16 protein-coding genes and 1 tRNA gene are annotated in these 17,612 nt (G+C 60.2%); 6 read left to right on the top strand and 11 right to left on the bottom strand.

Going from position 1 to position 17,612, the window contains the following annotated elements:
- Nucleotides 1-87: 87 nt before the first annotated feature.
- Nucleotides 88-990 (top strand): prephenate/arogenate dehydrogenase, encoded by a 903-nt coding sequence (locus tag SynA1560_RS02300; protein WP_186501073.1) that lies wholly within the window; start codon nt 88-90, stop codon nt 988-990.
- On the opposite strand, the gene crtD is transcribed toward SynA1560_RS02300, so the two are convergent.
- Nucleotides 974-2,488 (bottom strand): C-3',4' desaturase CrtD, encoded by a 1,515-nt coding sequence (gene crtD, locus SynA1560_RS02305; protein WP_186470094.1) that lies wholly within the window; start codon nt 2,486-2,488, stop codon nt 974-976. The two genes, SynA1560_RS02300 and crtD, sit on opposite strands and share 17 nt — an antisense overlap.
- 64 nt (nt 2,489-2,552) lie before the next feature.
- Between crtD and SynA1560_RS02310 the strand changes: the two genes are divergently transcribed.
- Nucleotides 2,553-3,422 (top strand): fructosamine kinase family protein, encoded by an 870-nt coding sequence (locus SynA1560_RS02310; protein WP_186501074.1) that lies wholly within the window; start codon nt 2,553-2,555, stop codon nt 3,420-3,422.
- Nucleotides 3,423-3,465: 43 nt separating this feature from the next.
- Here the strand turns inward: SynA1560_RS02310 and SynA1560_RS02315 are convergent, their stop codons facing one another.
- A complete protein-coding gene (locus SynA1560_RS02315) occupies nt 3,466-3,825 on the bottom strand; it encodes a CAAD domain-containing protein (RefSeq protein WP_186470096.1) in 360 nt (119 codons plus the stop codon).
- A gap of 11 nt (nt 3,826-3,836) precedes the next feature.
- On the opposite strand from SynA1560_RS02315, the gene SynA1560_RS02320 reads away from it, so the two are divergent.
- Nucleotides 3,837-4,433, top strand: a complete 597-nt coding sequence (locus tag SynA1560_RS02320; RefSeq protein WP_255477026.1) for a M67 family metallopeptidase — start codon at nt 3,837-3,839, stop codon at nt 4,431-4,433.
- Nucleotides 4,393-5,556, top strand: a complete 1,164-nt coding sequence (gene moeB, locus SynA1560_RS02325) for a molybdopterin-synthase adenylyltransferase MoeB (RefSeq protein WP_186501075.1) — start codon at nt 4,393-4,395, stop codon at nt 5,554-5,556. Before SynA1560_RS02320 ends, moeB begins: the two co-directional genes overlap by 41 nt.
- A 19-nt stretch (nt 5,557-5,575) precedes the next feature.
- Here moeB and SynA1560_RS02330 read toward each other — a convergent pair whose 3' ends face one another.
- Complete coding sequence (locus tag SynA1560_RS02330) at nt 5,576-6,772, bottom strand: cob(I)yrinic acid a,c-diamide adenosyltransferase (protein WP_186501076.1); 1,197 nt, start codon at nt 6,770-6,772, stop codon at nt 5,576-5,578.
- Between the two features lie 60 nt (nt 6,773-6,832).
- Between SynA1560_RS02330 and larE the strand changes: the two genes are divergently transcribed.
- The gene (larE, locus tag SynA1560_RS02335) at nt 6,833-7,672 is read left to right on the top strand and encodes an ATP-dependent sacrificial sulfur transferase LarE (protein ID WP_186501077.1); all 840 of its coding nucleotides are present in this window, start codon (nt 6,833-6,835) and stop codon (nt 7,670-7,672) included.
- A gap of 15 nt (nt 7,673-7,687) precedes the next feature.
- Here larE and speD read toward each other — a convergent pair whose 3' ends face one another.
- Entirely contained in the window at nt 7,688-8,176 is a 489-nt protein-coding gene (speD, locus tag SynA1560_RS02340; RefSeq protein ID WP_186470100.1) for an adenosylmethionine decarboxylase, read from the bottom strand.
- 28 nt (nt 8,177-8,204) lie between these two features.
- On the bottom strand, nt 8,205-9,302 hold the full coding sequence (gene recF / locus SynA1560_RS02345) for a DNA replication/repair protein RecF (protein ID WP_255477116.1): 1,098 nt from the start codon (nt 9,300-9,302) through the stop codon (nt 8,205-8,207).
- Between the two features lie 82 nt (nt 9,303-9,384).
- On the opposite strand from recF, the gene SynA1560_RS02350 reads away from it, so the two are divergent.
- Nucleotides 9,385-9,458, top strand: a tRNA-Arg gene (locus tag SynA1560_RS02350).
- Between the two features lie 20 nt (nt 9,459-9,478).
- Here the strand turns inward: SynA1560_RS02350 and SynA1560_RS02355 are convergent.
- From SynA1560_RS02355 to SynA1560_RS02380, 6 genes are all read right to left on the bottom strand, one after another.
- Nucleotides 9,479-9,940 (bottom strand): N-acetyltransferase, encoded by a 462-nt coding sequence (locus SynA1560_RS02355; protein ID WP_255477027.1) that lies wholly within the window; start codon nt 9,938-9,940, stop codon nt 9,479-9,481.
- Nucleotides 9,941-12,952: a phosphoenolpyruvate carboxylase gene (gene ppc, locus SynA1560_RS02360; RefSeq protein WP_186501078.1), complete on the bottom strand. Its 3,012-nt coding sequence runs from the start codon at nt 12,950-12,952 to the stop codon at nt 9,941-9,943.
- Nucleotides 12,949-14,097, bottom strand: a complete 1,149-nt coding sequence (gshA, locus tag SynA1560_RS02365; RefSeq protein WP_186501079.1) for a glutamate--cysteine ligase — start codon at nt 14,095-14,097, stop codon at nt 12,949-12,951. Before gshA ends, ppc begins: the two co-directional genes overlap by 4 nt.
- Nucleotides 14,094-15,626, bottom strand: coding sequence for an anthranilate synthase component I family protein (locus SynA1560_RS02370; RefSeq protein ID WP_186501080.1), 1,533 nt, complete (start codon nt 15,624-15,626; stop codon nt 14,094-14,096). Before SynA1560_RS02370 ends, gshA begins: the two co-directional genes overlap by 4 nt.
- Before the next feature lie 74 nt (nt 15,627-15,700).
- Nucleotides 15,701-16,132, bottom strand: coding sequence for a photosystem I reaction center subunit II PsaD (locus tag SynA1560_RS02375; RefSeq protein WP_186470104.1), 432 nt, complete (start codon nt 16,130-16,132; stop codon nt 15,701-15,703).
- Between the two features lie 92 nt (nt 16,133-16,224).
- Nucleotides 16,225-17,586, bottom strand: a complete 1,362-nt coding sequence (locus SynA1560_RS02380) for a sensor histidine kinase (protein ID WP_186501552.1) — start codon at nt 17,584-17,586, stop codon at nt 16,225-16,227.
- Nucleotides 17,587-17,612: the final 26 nt, after the last annotated feature.

Here is a 17,612-nt window from a genome sequence, read left to right on the forward strand (position 1 = left end):
GAAGCGTTTACCTGCTGGTTGGTTCACGCTGAGCTGTTCCTTCACGGTTGACGGCCAAGCAACATGGATGGCTTGTGCAGGGTGGGCATGAACGACGGGCGGGTTCGATCACTGAACATCAGCCGTGTGGGTGTGGTCGGTCTTGGTTTGATCGGCGGTTCGATCGCCCTTGATTTGCGCGCTCTTGGTGTGCCTGTGCAGGGACTCGTTCATCGCGCCAGCACCGCCGAGAGGGCAATGGCAAGGGGTCTAGTTGATGCCGTCAGTTGCGATCCCGCCTGCCTACAAGGTTGTGATGTGGTGGTACTGGCGCTTCCCATGGAGGCTCTCTTGGACCCTCCGCAGTTGCTGGTGAAGGCGCTGCCGGACGCCGCCGCCGTGACCGATGTGGGGTCTGTGAAAGGCCCGGTGCTTGATGTCTGGAGAAATCGGCATCCCCGGTTTGTGGCGTCGCATCCGATGGCTGGAACCGCGGAGTCCGGTGTGGAATCCGGTTGCGCCGGGCTGTTTCGTGGACGTCCTTGGGTTGGAACCCCCGAGGCCGGCACGGATATGGATGCTGCGCAGCACATTCAGCGGCTGGCTGAGGCCCTTGGCGCGCATTGGATTCAGGCTGATCCGCTCATCCATGACCAGGCCGTTGCTCTGATTTCGCATCTGCCCGTGATGGTGAGTGCTGCTTTGTTGCGTGCTGTCGGCGAGGAACGAGACCCGCGCGTGCGGGAGCTCGCCAAGCAGTTGGCGTCCAGCGGCTTTGCGGACACCACCCGGGTGGGTGGCGGTAATCCCGCTCTGGGAACGGCCATGGCTTCACGCAACACTGACGCTTTGCTCAAGGCACTCGCGGCTTATCGCTGGAGTCTGGAACAGTTGGAGGAAGCGATCCTCAACGGTCACTGGGCCCAGTTGGAGCAGGAACTCCAGAACACGCGAGCATTGCGACCGCAGTTCCTGAACGGTCCGTCGCCGTCCTCTAGTGCGTCAGGCTGAGTTCCCGTCCGCGCGCTGCCATCATCTGCCGGCAGGCCATCAGTGCGGACAGGCTCACGCCCGCGGTCCCCTCGCCAGGGTGAATGGAATCTCCGCACAGCCAGAGATTGGCCACCGGTGTTCGGCTGGCCAGGCCAAAGGGGCCGAAACGGTCAGGACTTTGCCCAAGGCCACCCACGATGCCCTGCGGTCGACCGGTCCATCGGGCGAAGCCGCGGGGTGTGGCCAGTTCTTGATGCAGCCAGGCTTGATCGGGCAGATCAAGCGCTGCGTTAACCCCCTTTCGAATGGTGGCGAGCAGATTCTGTTTACGGCTCTGATAGGCCTCCTCGTCCATGGTGTGCCATCCCTGCGGGGAGGTAAACACGCTGGCGATCACGGTGGCTCGACCTGCTGGGGCTCGGCCGTCACCGTCATGGCTCACGGAAAGAAACAGAGAACCAGGTGAGGCTTGATCGCGCTGCAGATGGCCTGGACAGTTTGAAGGCAGGTGTCGACGCTCCAGTGCTCCGTAAAAAACAATGGCGCCACTGGGTGCGTCGAGAGTCTCCAGGTGGCGTCGGTAGGTTTCCGGCATCAGGCCGGGGTCAGGTAAGAGAGCCGGCAGGCTCTGGGGAGGCAGGCTGCAGATCACATCGCTGGCGTGGAGGCTTGGCTTGGATCCATCCGGCAGGTCCACATGGACACTCCATCCGGGACCCTCTGGATGGCGTCGTAATCCCGTGACTCGATGGCGCAGCAGCACCTTGCCACCGTCGCGTTCGATGGCGCTTTGGAGGCTTTCGCTGAGACTCTGCATGGAACCCTGCAGGTGCCAGAGTCCCAGTGGGGCCTGACACATCTGCAGCACCGTGGCGCCGTAGAGCGCTGCCGTGCGGTCACAGGGCTGCTGGGAATAAAGGCGCAGCTGCAGGTCGAGAAAGCGGCGCAGCCGTTGGTTCTCGCCGCAACCTGTTAATCGCAAGAGGTCGCCCACCGTTAGCAGGCCGAGAGGGGCGCTGATCAGATTCCCCAGCCGCAGCGCTGCGAGCGTTCGATTGAGATCCCAGCCGCTGCGTACGGGAAGCACAGGATCAGCGGCGGCGAACTGCCAGTTCTGCTGATGAATCCAGCTGCAAAGCTGCCAGAACCGTTCAGTGCCGGGGAACTGCGCTTCACGCTCCTGATGCCAGCGCTGAGGGTCGTGCCAGAGATGGATGGCCGCTGAGCCGTCGTTCAGGTCCACCACGCAACCTGGGTCGAGTCGCTTGGCTACTGGGGGGGTGATGTTCAGGTGGTGGAACAATCGAGCGTGGCTGCCACCCGGTTCCAGTCCGGCCACCTGCGTGGCGCCGACATCGAAGGTGTAGGGCCCCCGTCGGAAGGTGCCCGCACATCCACCCAGCTGATGGTGGGACTCCAGCAAGGTGACTCCGATCCCCTCATGGGCAAGAAGGGCTGCGGCCGTGAGGCCGGCAATCCCCCCGCCGATCACGATCACATCCTGGCTGGCGTCCATCCGCGGCAGCCTCCGTCATTGTTTTTGATCGCGTCATGCTGGCAGCAGCGACCGATCAGCGTGGATGCGGGACGAGCTGGAGCAGGCCCTCATGGCGGCAGGCGATCTGCTGGCCGGTCGGCAGATCATGGATCTCAGTCCTGTGGGTGGTGGAAGTGTCGGCACCAGTTGGCGCGTGATGCTCAGTGATGGCGAGGCACTGTTCGTCAAGCTGGCGCGGCCAGACCAGCTGATTGCTGAGCAGTCGGGATTGGCGGCGTTGCGGCAATGGGCCGATCCCAAGTTGATTGAAGTTCCTCAAGTGCTTGCTTGTCTGCGCTTGGGTTCACGCTCCGCCCTCGTGATGGCCTGGTGGCCTTCAGGGCGCGGTGATCAGTTTCAGCTTGGTCGTGGCTTGGCTCGACTGCATCGCAGATCAGCCCAATCGAATCCCCGTCGCTTCGGCTGGGCTCAGGACGGTTTCATTGGCCTTGGGCCTCAACCGGGTGGCTGGTGTGAGTCCTGGGGAGAGGCCTTCACACAATTGCGTCTGCGCCCTCAGTTGGAATTGGCGCGTGATTGGGGTCTCGTTGAAACGGATTGGGAGTCGTTGCTCTCACCTGTGATGGATTGGTTGAACCGGCATGCGCCACAACCGTGCCTAGTGCATGGAGACCTCTGGGCCGGCAATGCAGCAGTCCTTGAAGACGGCCGTGGACTCTTGATTGATCCAGCAAGTTGGTGGGCCGACCGTGAGGTCGATCTGGCCATGACACAACTGTTTGGTGGATTCACTCGTCGGTTTTGGGAGGGATATCAGCAGGAATGGCCTCTGGATGACGGGGCTGAGCAGCGGATTGAGGTGTTGAACCTCTACCACGTGCTGAATCACGCCAATCTGTTTGGTGGCGGGTACCAACAACAAAGCCGCAACACTCAAGGAGTTGCGGCGTGATTGGCTCTGAGCGAACGCGATGCGTTCTCATCAGCGCAGGGATTCAGCCCAGATACTCTTGACGCAGGGATTGGATCCGGGTGACCAGAGCACTGCGCTTGTCGCTTGTGGTGAGGTTTTTCCAGCTCCACTGACCGACGACCACCACGCCGAGCAGCTCGAGTAGGCCGGGCACAACCGGAAGCAAATTGATGGTGTCAAGAATGCCTTTGATCAGGATCTGAGCAACGATCACCGCGGCAAAAATCCCGACAACTTTGCCAATGCGTCCAGCTTGACTCCAGTCGACCTTGTCAAGGGTTTCATTCACCTTGCCGAGAATGTCCTTGTAGCGTTCAGCAAAATCGACGGTGTCAGTGCTACCGGTGGTCTCGGTCGCCTGAGTGGTGGTTTCGTCGCTCATGACGCCTTGGCATGGATTTAATACTCCGAGACAATATCGGCAAGCTCAGTCGAATGCCATGGCAGCTCTGCATCGATGTGGAGTGTCTGATGATTCTCAGGTCTTCTCTTGAGGCCGTAGCACCCGAGGAAGGTTGCGCCCTCCTGATCGGCGAGTCGTCTTCAGAGTGGTCGGTTCGTCAGGTGTGGCCTTGTTGCAACGTGTGGATCCCTGGGCTTTTTGGCTTTTCGGAACTGGACTGCAACGGTGCTGCCGATTCCCAAGCGGTGCCATCACGATGCTCGCGATTTGCGCTCGATCCACGTGAGCAAATCGCAGCACAACGCTGGGCAAGAGCCCGTGGTTGGCAGGTGCTGGGCAGTGCGCATTCCCATCCAGGCGGTGAGCCGGTGCCCAGTGCCGTCGATCGTCGATGGGCTGCTGCCGCTGGTGTGATGCTGATCGATGCCGGCAGGGGCGGTCTCGCGGCATGGTGGCTCCAGGGACCTTCACCGGATGCTGTGCACGCACTGCCGCTGGTGACCTGCCAGACCATCCCCGCTCAGCCCAATTCCTCTTGCCTTGGTGATGACGGAACCTCAAGTCCAAGTCGATCTCAGCTCAGATGAGCGGGGGCGGTATGCCAGGCACCTCACCTTGCCGGAATTGGGTGTTGAGGGTCAGAAACGATTGAAAGCTGCATCGGTGCTCTGTGTCGGCGCCGGTGGACTTGGCTCTCCACTGCTTCTGTATCTCGCGGCAGCGGGCATCGGCAGGATCGCCATCGTCGATGACGACTGTGTGGAGGTGTCCAATCTGCAACGTCAGGTGATTCATGGTGAGGGAACGGTTGGTCAGTCGAAAGCACAATCGGCCAGTCAGCGGTTGCTTGATCTCAACCCTCATTGCCGGGTGGTCGAGCATCGCTGCCGGATCACCGCCATGAATGCCCTGGATCTGATCACGGACCATGACTTGGTGGTCGATGGTTCCGACAACTTCCCTACGCGTTACTTGATTAGCGATGCCTGCGCTCTGCTGAACAAACCATGGGTCTATGGCTCGGTGCAACGCTTCGAAGGGCAGGTGAGCGTGTTCAACCTTGGACCCGCGTCACCTGACTATCGCGATCTGGTGCCCGAACCACCTCCACCGGATCTCGTCCCCTCTTGCGCTGATGGTGGTGTGATGGGCGTGATGCCTGGGCTGATCGGCCTGATTCAGGCCACTGAAGTGATCAAGGTTCTTGCCGAGATCGGTGACCCTTTGGATGGACGTCTTCTGTTAGTGGATGGCTTGTCGATGCGCTTCCGGGAGCTTCGGCTCCAGCGCCGACCGGCCCGGTCACCGATCACCGGCCTGGTTGACTATCAAGCGTTCTGCAATGCCGCTAGGACCAAGCGCGGCAAGGAGTCGACAGCGGTGAACAGCATTTCCGTGCGCGAGCTCAGTGCCCTGATGGCCCAGAGTTCCGAGTGGGTTTTGATCGATGTTCGCAATCCCGCTGAAGCCGATGTGGCGGTGATCGAAGGTGCGCACTTGGTGCCCCTCGCCAGGATTGAAAGCGGTGAAGGTGTGGAGACAGTGCGCAGCCTTGCCGGCACAAGAGCGATCTATGTGCACTGCAAATTGGGTGGCCGTTCAGCCCGTGCGGTGGAGTTGCTGGCGCAACAAGGGATTGACGCCATCAATGTGACCGGAGGCATCAATGCCTGGTCCCAGGAGGTGGATGCCAGCGTTCCGGTTTACTAAGGGCCTTCGCAGCCGGCCGTCAGTAGTCCACACCACGCTTCAGATCCACCCCCTGTTCGGCGTAGTGCTTGTGGCAGACCATTTCGGAATGGACGCTGGCTAAATCGAAATAGGCCGGGGGATGTTTGCAGCGGCCCGTGATGATTACTTCAGTTTCAGCTGGCTTGCGAACCAGGGATTGGACGATCGGCTCCACTGGTAGCAACTCCAGATCCACGGTGGGATTGAGTTCATCGAGGATTACGGTCTTGTAGAGGCCGCTGGCGATGGCCGCCCGGGCAATCTCCCAGGCCCGTTCAGCCTCCACGTAGTCAATCGGCTCTTGCTGGCCTCTCCACACGATTGCGTCACGCCCCGAGCGCAGATGGTCGACGAGATGCGGGTAGCTCTCACGAAGGGCAGCGATTGCAGCATCCTCGGTGTAGCCGCTCCCCCCTTTCAGCCACTGCAGGATCAACACGCGGTGGCTTTTGTCCTGACTGATGCCGCGACCGATGGCTTGCAGTGCTTTGCCGAGGGCGCTGGTGGATTTGCCTTTGCCTTCTCCGGTGTAGATCTCGATTGCACCAGGAGAGGTGAAAGGAAGGAAGGTGTCGTCAGCAGGTTCAATCCTGCGATGGGCGCGCATCTCTGAGTGAAGATCGGCGATCTGAATCAAGGGCTGTGGTGCAGCCCGCCCCGTCACGATGATCTCCATGCCTTCCGGGCGCGCAGAGAGGGTCTTCACCACATCGTCAACATTCAGCAGTCCCAGATCGAGCAAGGGGTTGAGCTCGTCGAGAACCACGACCGAGTACAGCGCGCTGGCGATGGCTCCACGGGCGATATCCCATCCGCGTTGCGCTTCTTGTTGGTCGAACTTTGTGGCTTCTTCGGCATTGAAGTAATCGGCCCGTCCCGTGCGTACCTGGTCGATCAGGTGCGGGAAGCCTTGCTGGAGCGCCTCGATGGCCGCGTCTTCGTCGTATGCGCGCCCTGGTCCTTTGAGGAACCGCAGCAGCAGCACGCGCGTACGCCGCTGCTCGCAGATGCCAAGACCGATCGTTCGCAACACTACGCCAAGTGCCGCTTGACTTTTGCCCTTGCCTTCTCCGTCGTAGACATGCAGCTGACCGAGGCTGCGCTCTCGGCTGTCGGCAGCGGTGACGATGCCAATGTCTCGCTTGCTGCGATGTCGTGATCCGCTCGAACTGCCGGATGACCGGGTTGCGTCCATCGTCAGGACCTGGATGGCGCTTCGTACGATCGGAGCATACCCAGATTCCCGCGTTCAGCAGTGGCTTTACAGACTTTTCGCCTGCTGGAACGCCTGTCATCTGAGGATGCTCAGCAGCTCGGGGATTTGCGGACATGGATCCACGACTGTGACCAGGTCTGCGTGGCTTATTCCGGTGGCGTTGACAGCACCCTGGTTGCCGCCATTGCCAAGGAGCAGCTGGATGAGCGCGCTTGGGCGATCACGGGTGTTTCCCCCGCTTTGGCACCTCACCTGCTCGCTGAAGCCCGTCAGCAGGCGGATTGGTTAGAGATGCAGCATCGCGAGGTGGAAACTCGTGAATTAGAGGATCCTGCCTACAACAGCAATCCCACGGATCGCTGTTACGCCTGCAAACGGGAGTTGCACAGTCAGCTCGGGACGATTGCGCAGGCAGCGCAGGGAGCTCAGGTCCTGGATGGGGTCAATCTGGATGATCTCAGTGACCACCGTCCTGGTATTCAGGCTGCTCGGGATGCCGGTGTGCGCTCTCCTCTTGCGGAGTTGAAGATCGACAAGGCTGGAGTGCGTCGTCTCTCAAAGGCACTCGGTTTTCCGTGGTGGGACAAGCCAGCTCAGCCTTGTCTTGCCTCGCGTTTTCCCTATGGCGAGGCGATCAGCCACAGCCGTTTGCAGCAGGTGGGCCAGGCCGAGGCCTGGTTGATTCAACAGGGTTTCCCACGGGTGAGAGTGCGCTCACAGGGACTGTCGGCCCGGATTGAAGTGCCCCAAGAGCGATTGCCAGAACTGTTGGATCCCGCTCGACGCACCGCGGTGGTTGAGGCGCTGATGCAACTTGGTTTCACTAGCGTCAGCCTGGATCTTGAAGGATTGGTGAGCGGCAAGCTCAACAGAATTTGAGGAGCCAAGACTTGCTCAGCCGCGCTCTGGGCAAGGTGTGCGTTCAGCCTCCGCAATGGCTGCAGGGGTCTCCCGCAGAAAACTACGGAGCGCATGCTTGCGGGCGCCCAATTCGATTCTGAGGTGTTCACAAGCTGATTCCGGCATGGTGTGGTCTCCGCAAGTGAAAACATCAACTGCGGCGTAGCCGTTTTCGGGCCAGGTGTGAATCGAGATGTGTGATTCCGCCAGCAAGGCCAGACCGGTGACCCCTTGGGGCTCAAAACGGTGGGTGATGAGGTTGAGAAGCGTTGCACCAGCACGTTTCGCTGCTGTTGTGATGGTGGTTCTCAAAAAAGCTTCGTCGTCGAGCTTGCTGTGATCGCACTCGTAAAGCTCGAGGATGCAGTGCTTGCCCACCATGTCGGTGGCACTGGTGTTGGCAGGGCTGGAACTGGAAACGGGATTGATCTGGGCGTCGCCCCATCCTGGGTTGGGATGCAGGCAAGGCAGGGATTGCTCCATCAGTGGACGCAACAAAGGGTTGCTGAATTTAGCTTTTTCTCATCCCGTTCCTCAAGTGATCGGCCTTGAGAATCTGGGAGTGTTGACGCCAGCCTCCTTCGAATGCATCCAGGTGGGTTGCACTCACAAGGCACTGATGGGTATCCCCAACGGCTTCCAGCAGGGCAAGCTGCCGGCGTGGATCCAGTTCGGCCAGCACGTCATCTAGCAGCAGCAGTGGAGGGTGTCCGCATAATTCACCCACCAGTTCCAGCTCTGCCAGCTTGAGGGCCAGCACGATCGTTCTCTGCTGACCGGCAGAACCAAAGCGGCGCGCAGCCGTGCCGTTCAGCACTAGTTCCACTTCATCGCGGTGGGGGCCCACCCTGCAGCTGCCGAGTCGTTCTTCTTCCGGGCGCTGTTGTCGTAACTGCTCTTCGATTGAGAGACGCCAGGGTTCTTCCGCCTCTTCACCGTCCAAGCGGCTGCCTGGCGCATAGCGGAGCTCCAGCTGCTCCTGCCCTTCACTGAGGTGATCCTGCCAGGCTGCCGCCAGGGGTTCAAGCCTGGCCAGTGCGCGGCGCCGGCGCCGGTGGATGCGCGTGCAGACCAACGCCATTTGGGTATCGAAGCTGTCCAGCAAGACCTGCTGTTCCGATGAGGATCCGAGCCCACCGCGGCGCCAGAACTGACTGCGTTGACGCAGGAGCCGGTTGTAGCGACCGATCAGATCGGCATAAATCGGCTCCAGCTGCAGCACCACTCGGTCCAACCATTGCCGTCTGAGGGCGGGTTCGCCTCGCACCAGATGCAGATCGAGGGCACTGAATCCCACACAGCGCAGCGGACCCACCAGGTCCATCTGGCGCTGCAGCACCTTGCCGTTGCGTTTGGCCTGGCGTCCGCCTTTCCGCCTGAGTTCCAGTTCCACCTGCTCATCGTCAGGACAGGTGGCCTTCAGCAGAGCACGCGAGGCATCCCAGTGGATCAGATCGGCGTCCTGGCTGGAGCGATGGGAGCGAAGACTTCCAAGCAGTTCTACGGATTCGAGCAGGTTGGATTTCCCGATGCCGTTGCTACCGATCACAAGCAAACGCGGAGCACCAATCTCCAGCTGCAGTTGGCAGTGGTTGCGGAACGCCTGCAGTTCGAGCCGGAGAAGCCGAATGAGTCCGGTTGCGGCGTGTCGCTAAGGTAACTGTCTCGCGGTTGATCTCACAGCCAAGCGGGGGCATGTAGCTCAGTTGGATAGAGCATCAGATTCCGGTTCTGAGGGTCGGGGGTTCGAGTCCCTCCATGCTCGTGTTCAGACAGGTTGTTCGCTCAGCGGAGCCTCAGCCCCATGGCTCTGATCCCTCCGGGATCGAGCAAAAATCCTTGTGACTTGATCGCATCCAGGGCTTGGGCTGGTGCAGCGATGGAAATGCTGCATCCCGGTAGGTCTCGACGCAGGCAGGCCAGAGAACGATGCACGAGTGCCTTGAGCAGCTTGGGTTGATCCTCGCCGGGGGCTGCGGCGAGATTCCAGAGGTTGGCATTGAGTGCCTGGTCGCTGGTGGCTCGGACGAATCCGACCAGTCGCTGCTCCTCTTGATCAAGGATGCAGAGATGCCAGAGGCTGCGTTGCAGCGCGAGAGGCCAGCGCTCGACTGGATGCGGTTGATCGCCGCACGCCTGCAACAGGGCGTTGATACATTCGCCATCAGGAACATGCTCCATGCTGAAGCAGTAGCGCTCAGGCAGGCGTGGAATTGCAGCTTGTTGGCGAAAAGGAAGCAGTCCCACTTAGCCGGTATTACGCATGCCTGCAGCAATGCCATTGATGGTTAGCAGAGCGCCGCGAAGCAATTCGCTTCGGCTGTAGGTGCGACCGTCTCCATCACTGGATGACTCACTCATGGGCGGCTGGCGGTTCTGATCCCTGAGGCGCTTGAGCAAAGCCACCTGAAGGAAGCCGAGCGGCACGATCGTGCGGTTGCGCAGTCCAACGGAGAGCTGTAAGGCGGGATCGGCATCGAGCAGCCTTTCCTGCCGGGTGATCTCCAGCACCAGCCGCCGGGTCAGGCTGTATTCCTCAGCGATGGTGGTGTAGATGCGCTCGAAGGCCTCTCGATGTTCGGCGCTGCCGAGGCTGCTCACATAGTGGCGGGCCAGGTCGAGATCCACTTTGGAGAGGGTCATCTCCACTTTGGAGATCAACATTCGGAAGAAGGGCCAGCGCTGATGAAGCGTGCGCAGCAACGACAGCTGATCCGGATCAGCCTCCAGTTCTTCGCTGAGGGCGGTGCCAACTCCGAACCAGCTGGGAAGTAGGAAGCGGCTTTGGGTCCAGCCGAACACCCAGGGAATGGCGCGGAGGCTCGAGAGGTCTCTGGCCCCTGATTTCCGTCGTGCGGGTCGACTAGAGATCTGCAACTTGCTGATCTCTTCGATAGGGGTCACTTGTTCAAAGAAGGCCACCAAATCGGGGTTGTCGTGCACCAGGGCTCTGTAGTGACGCCGGGAACATTGGGCCAACCGTGCCATCAGTTCATTCCAACTGGGCGTGGCATCCAATTGGTTGGTCACCAGGCTGTTCTGCACCACCGCGGTGGTGACAGTTTCAAGGTTGTAGAGCGCCAGTTCTGGCAGGCTGTATTTCGAAGCCAGCACCTCTCCCTGCTCGGTAATCTTGATCCGACCCTGGAGGGTTCCACTGGGTTGAGCCAGGATCGCTTGGTAAGCCGGGCCACCGCCGCGGCCGACGGAACCGCCACGTCCGTGGAATAGTCGGAGGGCCACGCCGTTGTGGGACGCCAAATCCTGAAGCGCGATCTGGGCTTTGTGGATCTCCCAATTACTGGAGAGGAAGCCGGAGTCTTTGTTGCTGTCGGAATAGCCCAGCATCAATTCCTGCAGGGGCAGGCCTAGGCCACCCACCCGTGGCAACAGATCTCGGTAGAGCGGGGTCTGGAACAACTGCTCCATTACTTCAGGGGCCCGCTGGAGATCCTCAACGGTCTCGAAGAGGGGAACCACCAACAAATCCGCATGACCGGCTGAGGGATCCACCAAGCCGGCCTCCTTGGCCAGTAGAAGGACTTCCAGCAGGTCAGACACGCTGTGACTCATCGAGATCACGTAAGTGCGACAGATGCGGCTGCCGAACTCGTCCTGAAGACGATGCAGCATCCGGAACACATCCACGGTTTCGGCAGTGTTGGCGGACCAGTCCACGGAGGGGGGGATCAGTGGCCGTCTTGTCTGCAACTCCTGGAGCAACCAGGCGACCTTCTCGTCTTCGTTGAGATCTCCGTAGGCCTGATCAGGAGTCAGGTAGCGACTCAGTTCATCGAGGGCATCGCTGTGCCGGGTGCTTTCTTGACGGATGTCGAGGCCCGCAAGAGAGAACCCGTAGATATGCACCTGGGTGAGCAGGGTGTCGAGGGGTTCACAGGTGAGATCTGTACTCACGAGGCTGGTGCGGATCAGCTCGAGTTCGCTGCGGAATTCAGCGATCGATCCGTAATGAAGGGCTTCACTGGGTTGCGCATCCGGTGGGCAGGGCGCTATGCCATCCGCAGGGGCTCGCCAGCCAGCCTCCGCCAGCTGATCGTTACGCAGTTGTGTGAGACGCAGCCGTTCCAGCATGAAGCTGAGCTTCAGTCGGTAGGGCTCCAGGCGGTAGCGGGTTGCGCGTTCTTCATAGACCTCTGGAAAGCGCAGTCGGTCCATTTCAAGGGATTCCAGCAGCGGTGCACTCACCTGGCTCCATTGCATGGAGATGCTCAGCTGGTCGCGGAGGTTTTGGACCGCGTTGATGTAGCGGTCAAGCATTAATTGACGTTGGTAACACGCAGTGCGCCAGGTGATGTCCGTGGTCACGGAGGGGTTCCCGTCCCGATCGGATCCAACCCAGGAGCCAAAGGTGCAGAACGAAGAAGGCGGCAACTGCACATCTGGATAGCTGCTGGACAGTGCTGTTGAGAGGCGCCGTCGCAGCTGAGGCATGGCTTCAAACAACACCTGCTGGAAGTAGTGCAAGGCGTAATCCACCTCATCCAGCACCGAGGGTTTGAATTGGTGCAGCTCATCGGTTCTCCACCAAAGCCGGATTTCTTCTTCCAGCTGCAGACGGATGCCAGAGGCTTCGGACGGGCTGGTGTCGGTTTTGGATTCCAGTTGCTGCAGCAGGCTGGCTACACGTCTTTGCTTGTGGCGCACCGTGTGGCGCACGATCTCGGTGGGGTGGGCTGTGAACACCAGTCGAATGTCCAGCTCCTGGAGAAGTGTCTCCAGATGCTTCGGTGGAACGTTCAGTCGGCGCAAACGTTCGAATAGCTCGCAGAACGTTGCCGGTTCGGTCTGGGTCGCGAGCGGTGGAGCAAAAGGGTCGATCTGGTCAATCAGTTCTTGGGAGCGGACGATGCTCTCCAGGTAGCTGTCTTCCTCGATGCGTTGCTCGAGGATGTTGACCAGCTGGAAATAAAGCGAGAACGCACGGGCCGCTGCAATCGCTTCGGACAGATCCATGTCGCGGATGAGCGACGCCACGCCACCGCTGCTCTGGTCGCTGCTGTCCGCAACGCCAGGATCGCTGAGTTGCTTCATGCGCAGTAGCCGTTCGGCTTGATCCGCAGGACATTCGCTGCGCAGCACCGTCTGCCAGAGATCCTCGACCAGGGCCAGTCGCTGCTGAAGCAGCTGGCCGTTACCGCGACACTCCGAGACCTCCGCCCTGGGCTGATCGCTCGCAGGAATCGTTGTGGAGGAGGAGGACATGGACAGCGGGCCGGGATCGGAAGTCGTCATGATCATCCCAAAGCGCGTTCAGCTGAGACACAAACACCACGCATCTCTTCGTCCTGCATGGCACTAATGCTGCTTCGCAGCATGGCTTCGATTGTGTCGCCCCGATCGATGCCATCCAGCCAGCGCATGGCCTGATTGCCATGCATCAGGATGGATTGGAGGGGCTTTAGCTGCTCATGCAATCCCAGCTCATGAGCGAGTGGGACGACGGAGTCGATCAGTTGCTTGAGCCAGTCGCGGCAGGAACGCTCATGGCCGTCATGCCAGTCACAAAGCGTGGCATCGAGGCTTGACTGAGCCGCGGCTCGATCGTTGTTCATGCTCAAGATCTCCAGCTCTTCAAGGCTGAGGCTGCTGCTGTGCAGAGGGTCGTGGGACTGAGGGTCACGCAACACCTGCTGCACTCTCAGTTCAAGCAGAGCGGTCACTGCCAGCAGCATGTCTGGATCCGTGATCAGATCGCAGATGCGCAGCTCAAGCCGATTCAGTCGATGGGGGCGATCCGGTCCGTTGGCACGGACCGACGTCCACAGGTGTCGCACGTTGTGCATGGTGCCGGCATCGATCTGGGCTTCGGTCCACGTGATGAAGTGCTGGTGATCGCGGAACAACGGCACGCGTGATGGCGTCAGGGGGAATTGCAGCCATCGCTGGGAATGGGCGCCTGTGACCTTGCCGTTCAGGAATGGCGAGCTGGCACTGAGCGAGAGCAACAGTGCGGCTTCACAACGCACGAGACGCAAAGCAGCGAATAGGTCTTCTGGGTCGTCAATGCCCAGATTGACGTGGACGCTGGCCGTCACCACCGCGGTTCCATAGGTGGCTTCAATCAGGGAGTGGTACGGATTGTTGGGGTCAGAGCGTTCGAAATGCTGCGTGTCGCCGAGACTGAGCGTGCTGCCTGGCAACAGCGTGAGGTTCTGGTCCATTAGCCAGCGACGAAGCCTGCGTCGTGGTGACAACAAGGCTTCCGACAGCCCCTCGTAATCGGCTTGGGGAGCGGTGACATACTCCAGATTGCGATGGTCCGGTTCGGTGACGAACCCTGTCAGCTCCTGTTTGGCACGTGCCGCAACGCCGACGTTGCGCCCATCTTCACGGCCGGTAAACAGCTCCACTTCGAACCCCTTCAACAGGCGATCGCTGCTCATGCCGGGGAAGCCTCGAGGCAGGCCAGTGCTGTCAGCATTCCTCTGGCTTTGTTCAGGGTCTCTTGAAACTCCGATTCTGGTTGGGAGTCGGCAACAATTCCGGCACCAGCCTGCACATGCAGTGTCCAGCCACCACTCTGCTTAGGTTCAACCACCATGGTTCGGATCGTGATGGCGGTGTTCAGGGCACCGGCGAGGTCAACGGAGCCATAGACGCCGGAATAAGGACCTCTGGCATCGGGCTCCAGCTCGTGGATCAACTGCATGGCACGGATCTTCGGAGCGCCGCTCACGGTGCCGGCAGGGAAGGACGCCATCAGCAGATCCCAGATGTCCTTGCCTGGAGCCAAGCGTCCTTCCACTTCACTAACGATGTGCATCACATGGGAATAGCGTTCGATCACCATCAGGTCGCCGACTGAGACCGAGCCTGGTGAGCAGACTCTGCCGAGATCGTTGCGACCCAGATCCACGAGCATCACGTGTTCGGCTCGTTCTTTGGGATCGGCGAGTAAGTCGGCTTCGAACTTGCGGTCTTCCACCGGGTTGGCACCACGCGGGCGCGTGCCTGCAATCGGCCGGAGCACAGCGCGAATCCCGCCTTGATCCGGCTCTGCCTTGACCATCACTTCCGGGCTGGAGCCAATCAGCTGCCAGTCGCCGAAATCGAAAAAGGCCATATACGGCGATGGATTGATCATCCGCAGACTGCGGTAAAGATCCAGTGGAGGGTGGCTGACATCCGCACTCAAGCGCTGGCTGATCACCAGTTGGAAGGCATCCCCTGCAGCGATGTGTTCTTTGGCGGTGTCGACAGCCTCGTGAAAGTCCTCTCGTGTTCTGTTGCTCGACGTCGTTGGCGTGTTCCCACGATCCGGCAACCAGTTCAAGGGACGCACGGGTGGCAATGGTGCCGCCATGCGCTCACGCAGGTCGTCGATTCGCGCCATTGCACTGCTCCAGGCCAGTTCCGGACTGGATGATGCGCCCCGTTCGGCACTCAAATCGCCATAGGCAACGGCGGTGATCAAGCGTTTGACCTGATCGAAGATCAAGATGCTGTCCATCAGCATCCAGACGCCATTCGGGGGAGATCCCTGCTCCGGTTGGTGAACGGGAACGGAGGGCTCAATCCAGTGGATCAGTTCATAGCCCCACATTCCATACAGCTGGCCGAGGGGCGGCAGGCCGGGCAATGAAGTTGGGATATAGGGCTTAAGGCAAGCGCGCAGGCAGTCGAAGGGGTTGCCCGTGAAGGCCTCCTGATGACCATCTCGCCAGACACGCTGCAAGCCTTGAGACCCTGCTGAAAGGGTCCAAAGTGGATTACAGGCGACAACACTCCATCGGCCCAGCGTTTCCCCGCCTTCAACAGACTCGAGCAGAACACCTGGCGGCCGTCCATTTCCCACCTTGAGCCAGGTGGTGAGCGGTGTTTCGAGATCCGCTGGCCAGCTACAGGCAACAGGAATCAAGGTGGAACCCGATTCGGCGGATTTCAGGAAAGCTTTGCGGTCGGGGCTGAGCATGTCGAAATCGTCAAACCGACCGCAGACCATCATGCCGGGTGATTGCCCGGCGTGATGGCTGGGTGATCAGGCGATCAGGAGTCGAACGTGTTGCGGCCGCTGAATTTGATTTTGGCCGGGTCGGTGTTCTGACCGATGCGGCGAGCATTGTGACCCACCATGGACCGTCCTTCGTTCACTTTTTCAGGGAAAACGCCGTCTGCAGGATGAAGGAACTCGGTGTCACCGCCAGGGAAGATCCGGTAGATCTTGTAATCCTCAATCCGAGGCTTGAACTTGGTGCGCAGCTGGGTTCCAAGCGCCAGGCACTGCTCCTTGCGAGCGAAATACATGATGTTTTCGCCTGAATTCATCATGGCTGCGCCGCCTGTAGGGAGTTCGAACGCCTGATCGGCATTGCTGCTCCAGGTGATCGCGTACTTCTCCTCCGTTTCAGCGGAGTTGAGAAGGCCGCCGGTGCTGCCAATGAACTGTGGAAGCTGTCCTGTCAACGCCGTTGATGCCATGGCTGTCCTCGGGAGATCGGAGTGCCGATATGGCTGGAAAGTAGCAAATGATTTGGGACGAATTCCTCTTCTGGCAAGGACCTTCACACCCGTCAACATTGGCCTGCAATGGGAAAGAAAACAGTTAGTCCCCGATCACGGCGCTGGGTGAGGCGCCCGCCCAGTCGTTCGAGTAAATCCCGGGTGGCGTTTTGGCTGAGTTGCAGGCCTCCTGTGCTCGTGTTCCAGCTAAGAACGGGACCCAGTTGCTCTTGTGAGAGGTTGTCGCTGTCGAGGCTCTCGGGTTGGTCGGGAGTGCGATTGAGCAGCTGAAGTTTGAGCTTGGCGCCAGCAGGCTGCAGGGTGAGTGTCAAGCTGCTCCCCGTGGGCAGACCGCGGCTGCAGCGATCAATCAGGCCGCCCAGCATCGGTTCCAAGCGTCCAGGGTCACTGAGGACTGGAGACAGGTCCTGCTCAAGCCTGAGTTCCAGAGTCAGTCCGCGGCGCTGAAGTTGTTGTTCCCAGCCTGGGGCGAGTGCCTGCAGCATCGCTCCAAGGTCGGTGCGCGCTAAGGCTGAGGGGCTTTCGGGCTGGCGCTGAAGTTCGGCAGCCTGAAAGATCAGACCGAAGCGGTCGATCTGTTCGCTGCATTCGGTGTCGATCTGGGAGAGACGATCCAGCACCTGCTCTGGCAGGTCGCGTCGTCTCAACAGGGAACGAATCAAGGTGCGAATCGTGGCCAGAGGGGTGCGCACCTCATGGGTGATCGCTTCCAGCAACGACAGTTCCGCATCAGCCTTGTCCGTGTTGGATTGAGGCTGCGGCTGCTCGTCAGAGAGATTGGTGTCGCGGACTGCCTGAAGCGTGACGGTGGGAACCATGCTGGCCAGTCGCTCGGCAAGCTGCGGCCAGAACTGCATGGCAAGGTCACTGCTGCTTTGCAGCGGTCCCAGCAGGCGGATCGCCCTCTGTAGATCGTTGGCTTGGTCTGGGGCGTCGCGGCGAAGACGCTGCTCCACGAGAGTCAGCACTTGTCCGAGGATGTCCGGCTCACTGCGCATCAGCAGCTGACGCTGGCCTTCAGGGCCGTAGAGGGCCAGGGCAACCTGCAGCTTCCCGGTGATCACGATCAGAAGCGGGTCTTGACTGTCGGAGTTTTGAAGCGGCAAACGCTGAAATCGGTTGCACTCGGTCGCTTCCGCATCCAGATCAGGTGTGCGTCTTCGATCGGGAGGAAGCAGCGTTGACCGCTCAGCGGCGTGCAATGCATCGAGGGCTTGCGGTGCCCAGACCCACCCCTGAAACCGTTGCAGCAGGTCCGGCGCATAGAGGGCTGGAAGTGGGGCTGCCAGCCAGACCCCTCCACTGGCATCCTCATCGGACCCCAGCAGATCCTGCAGAACTTCTAGGGCCGCCCACCAGAGCCGGCGAGCATGGGCATCGTTGGCGTGTCCCTCTGGAACGCCCGCGGCCATGCAGGCATGGATCGACTGCAGAAGCG

Source organism: Synechococcus sp. A15-60 (genome assembly GCF_014280095.1).
Classification (GTDB): domain Bacteria; phylum Cyanobacteriota; class Cyanobacteriia; order PCC-6307; family Cyanobiaceae; genus Synechococcus_C.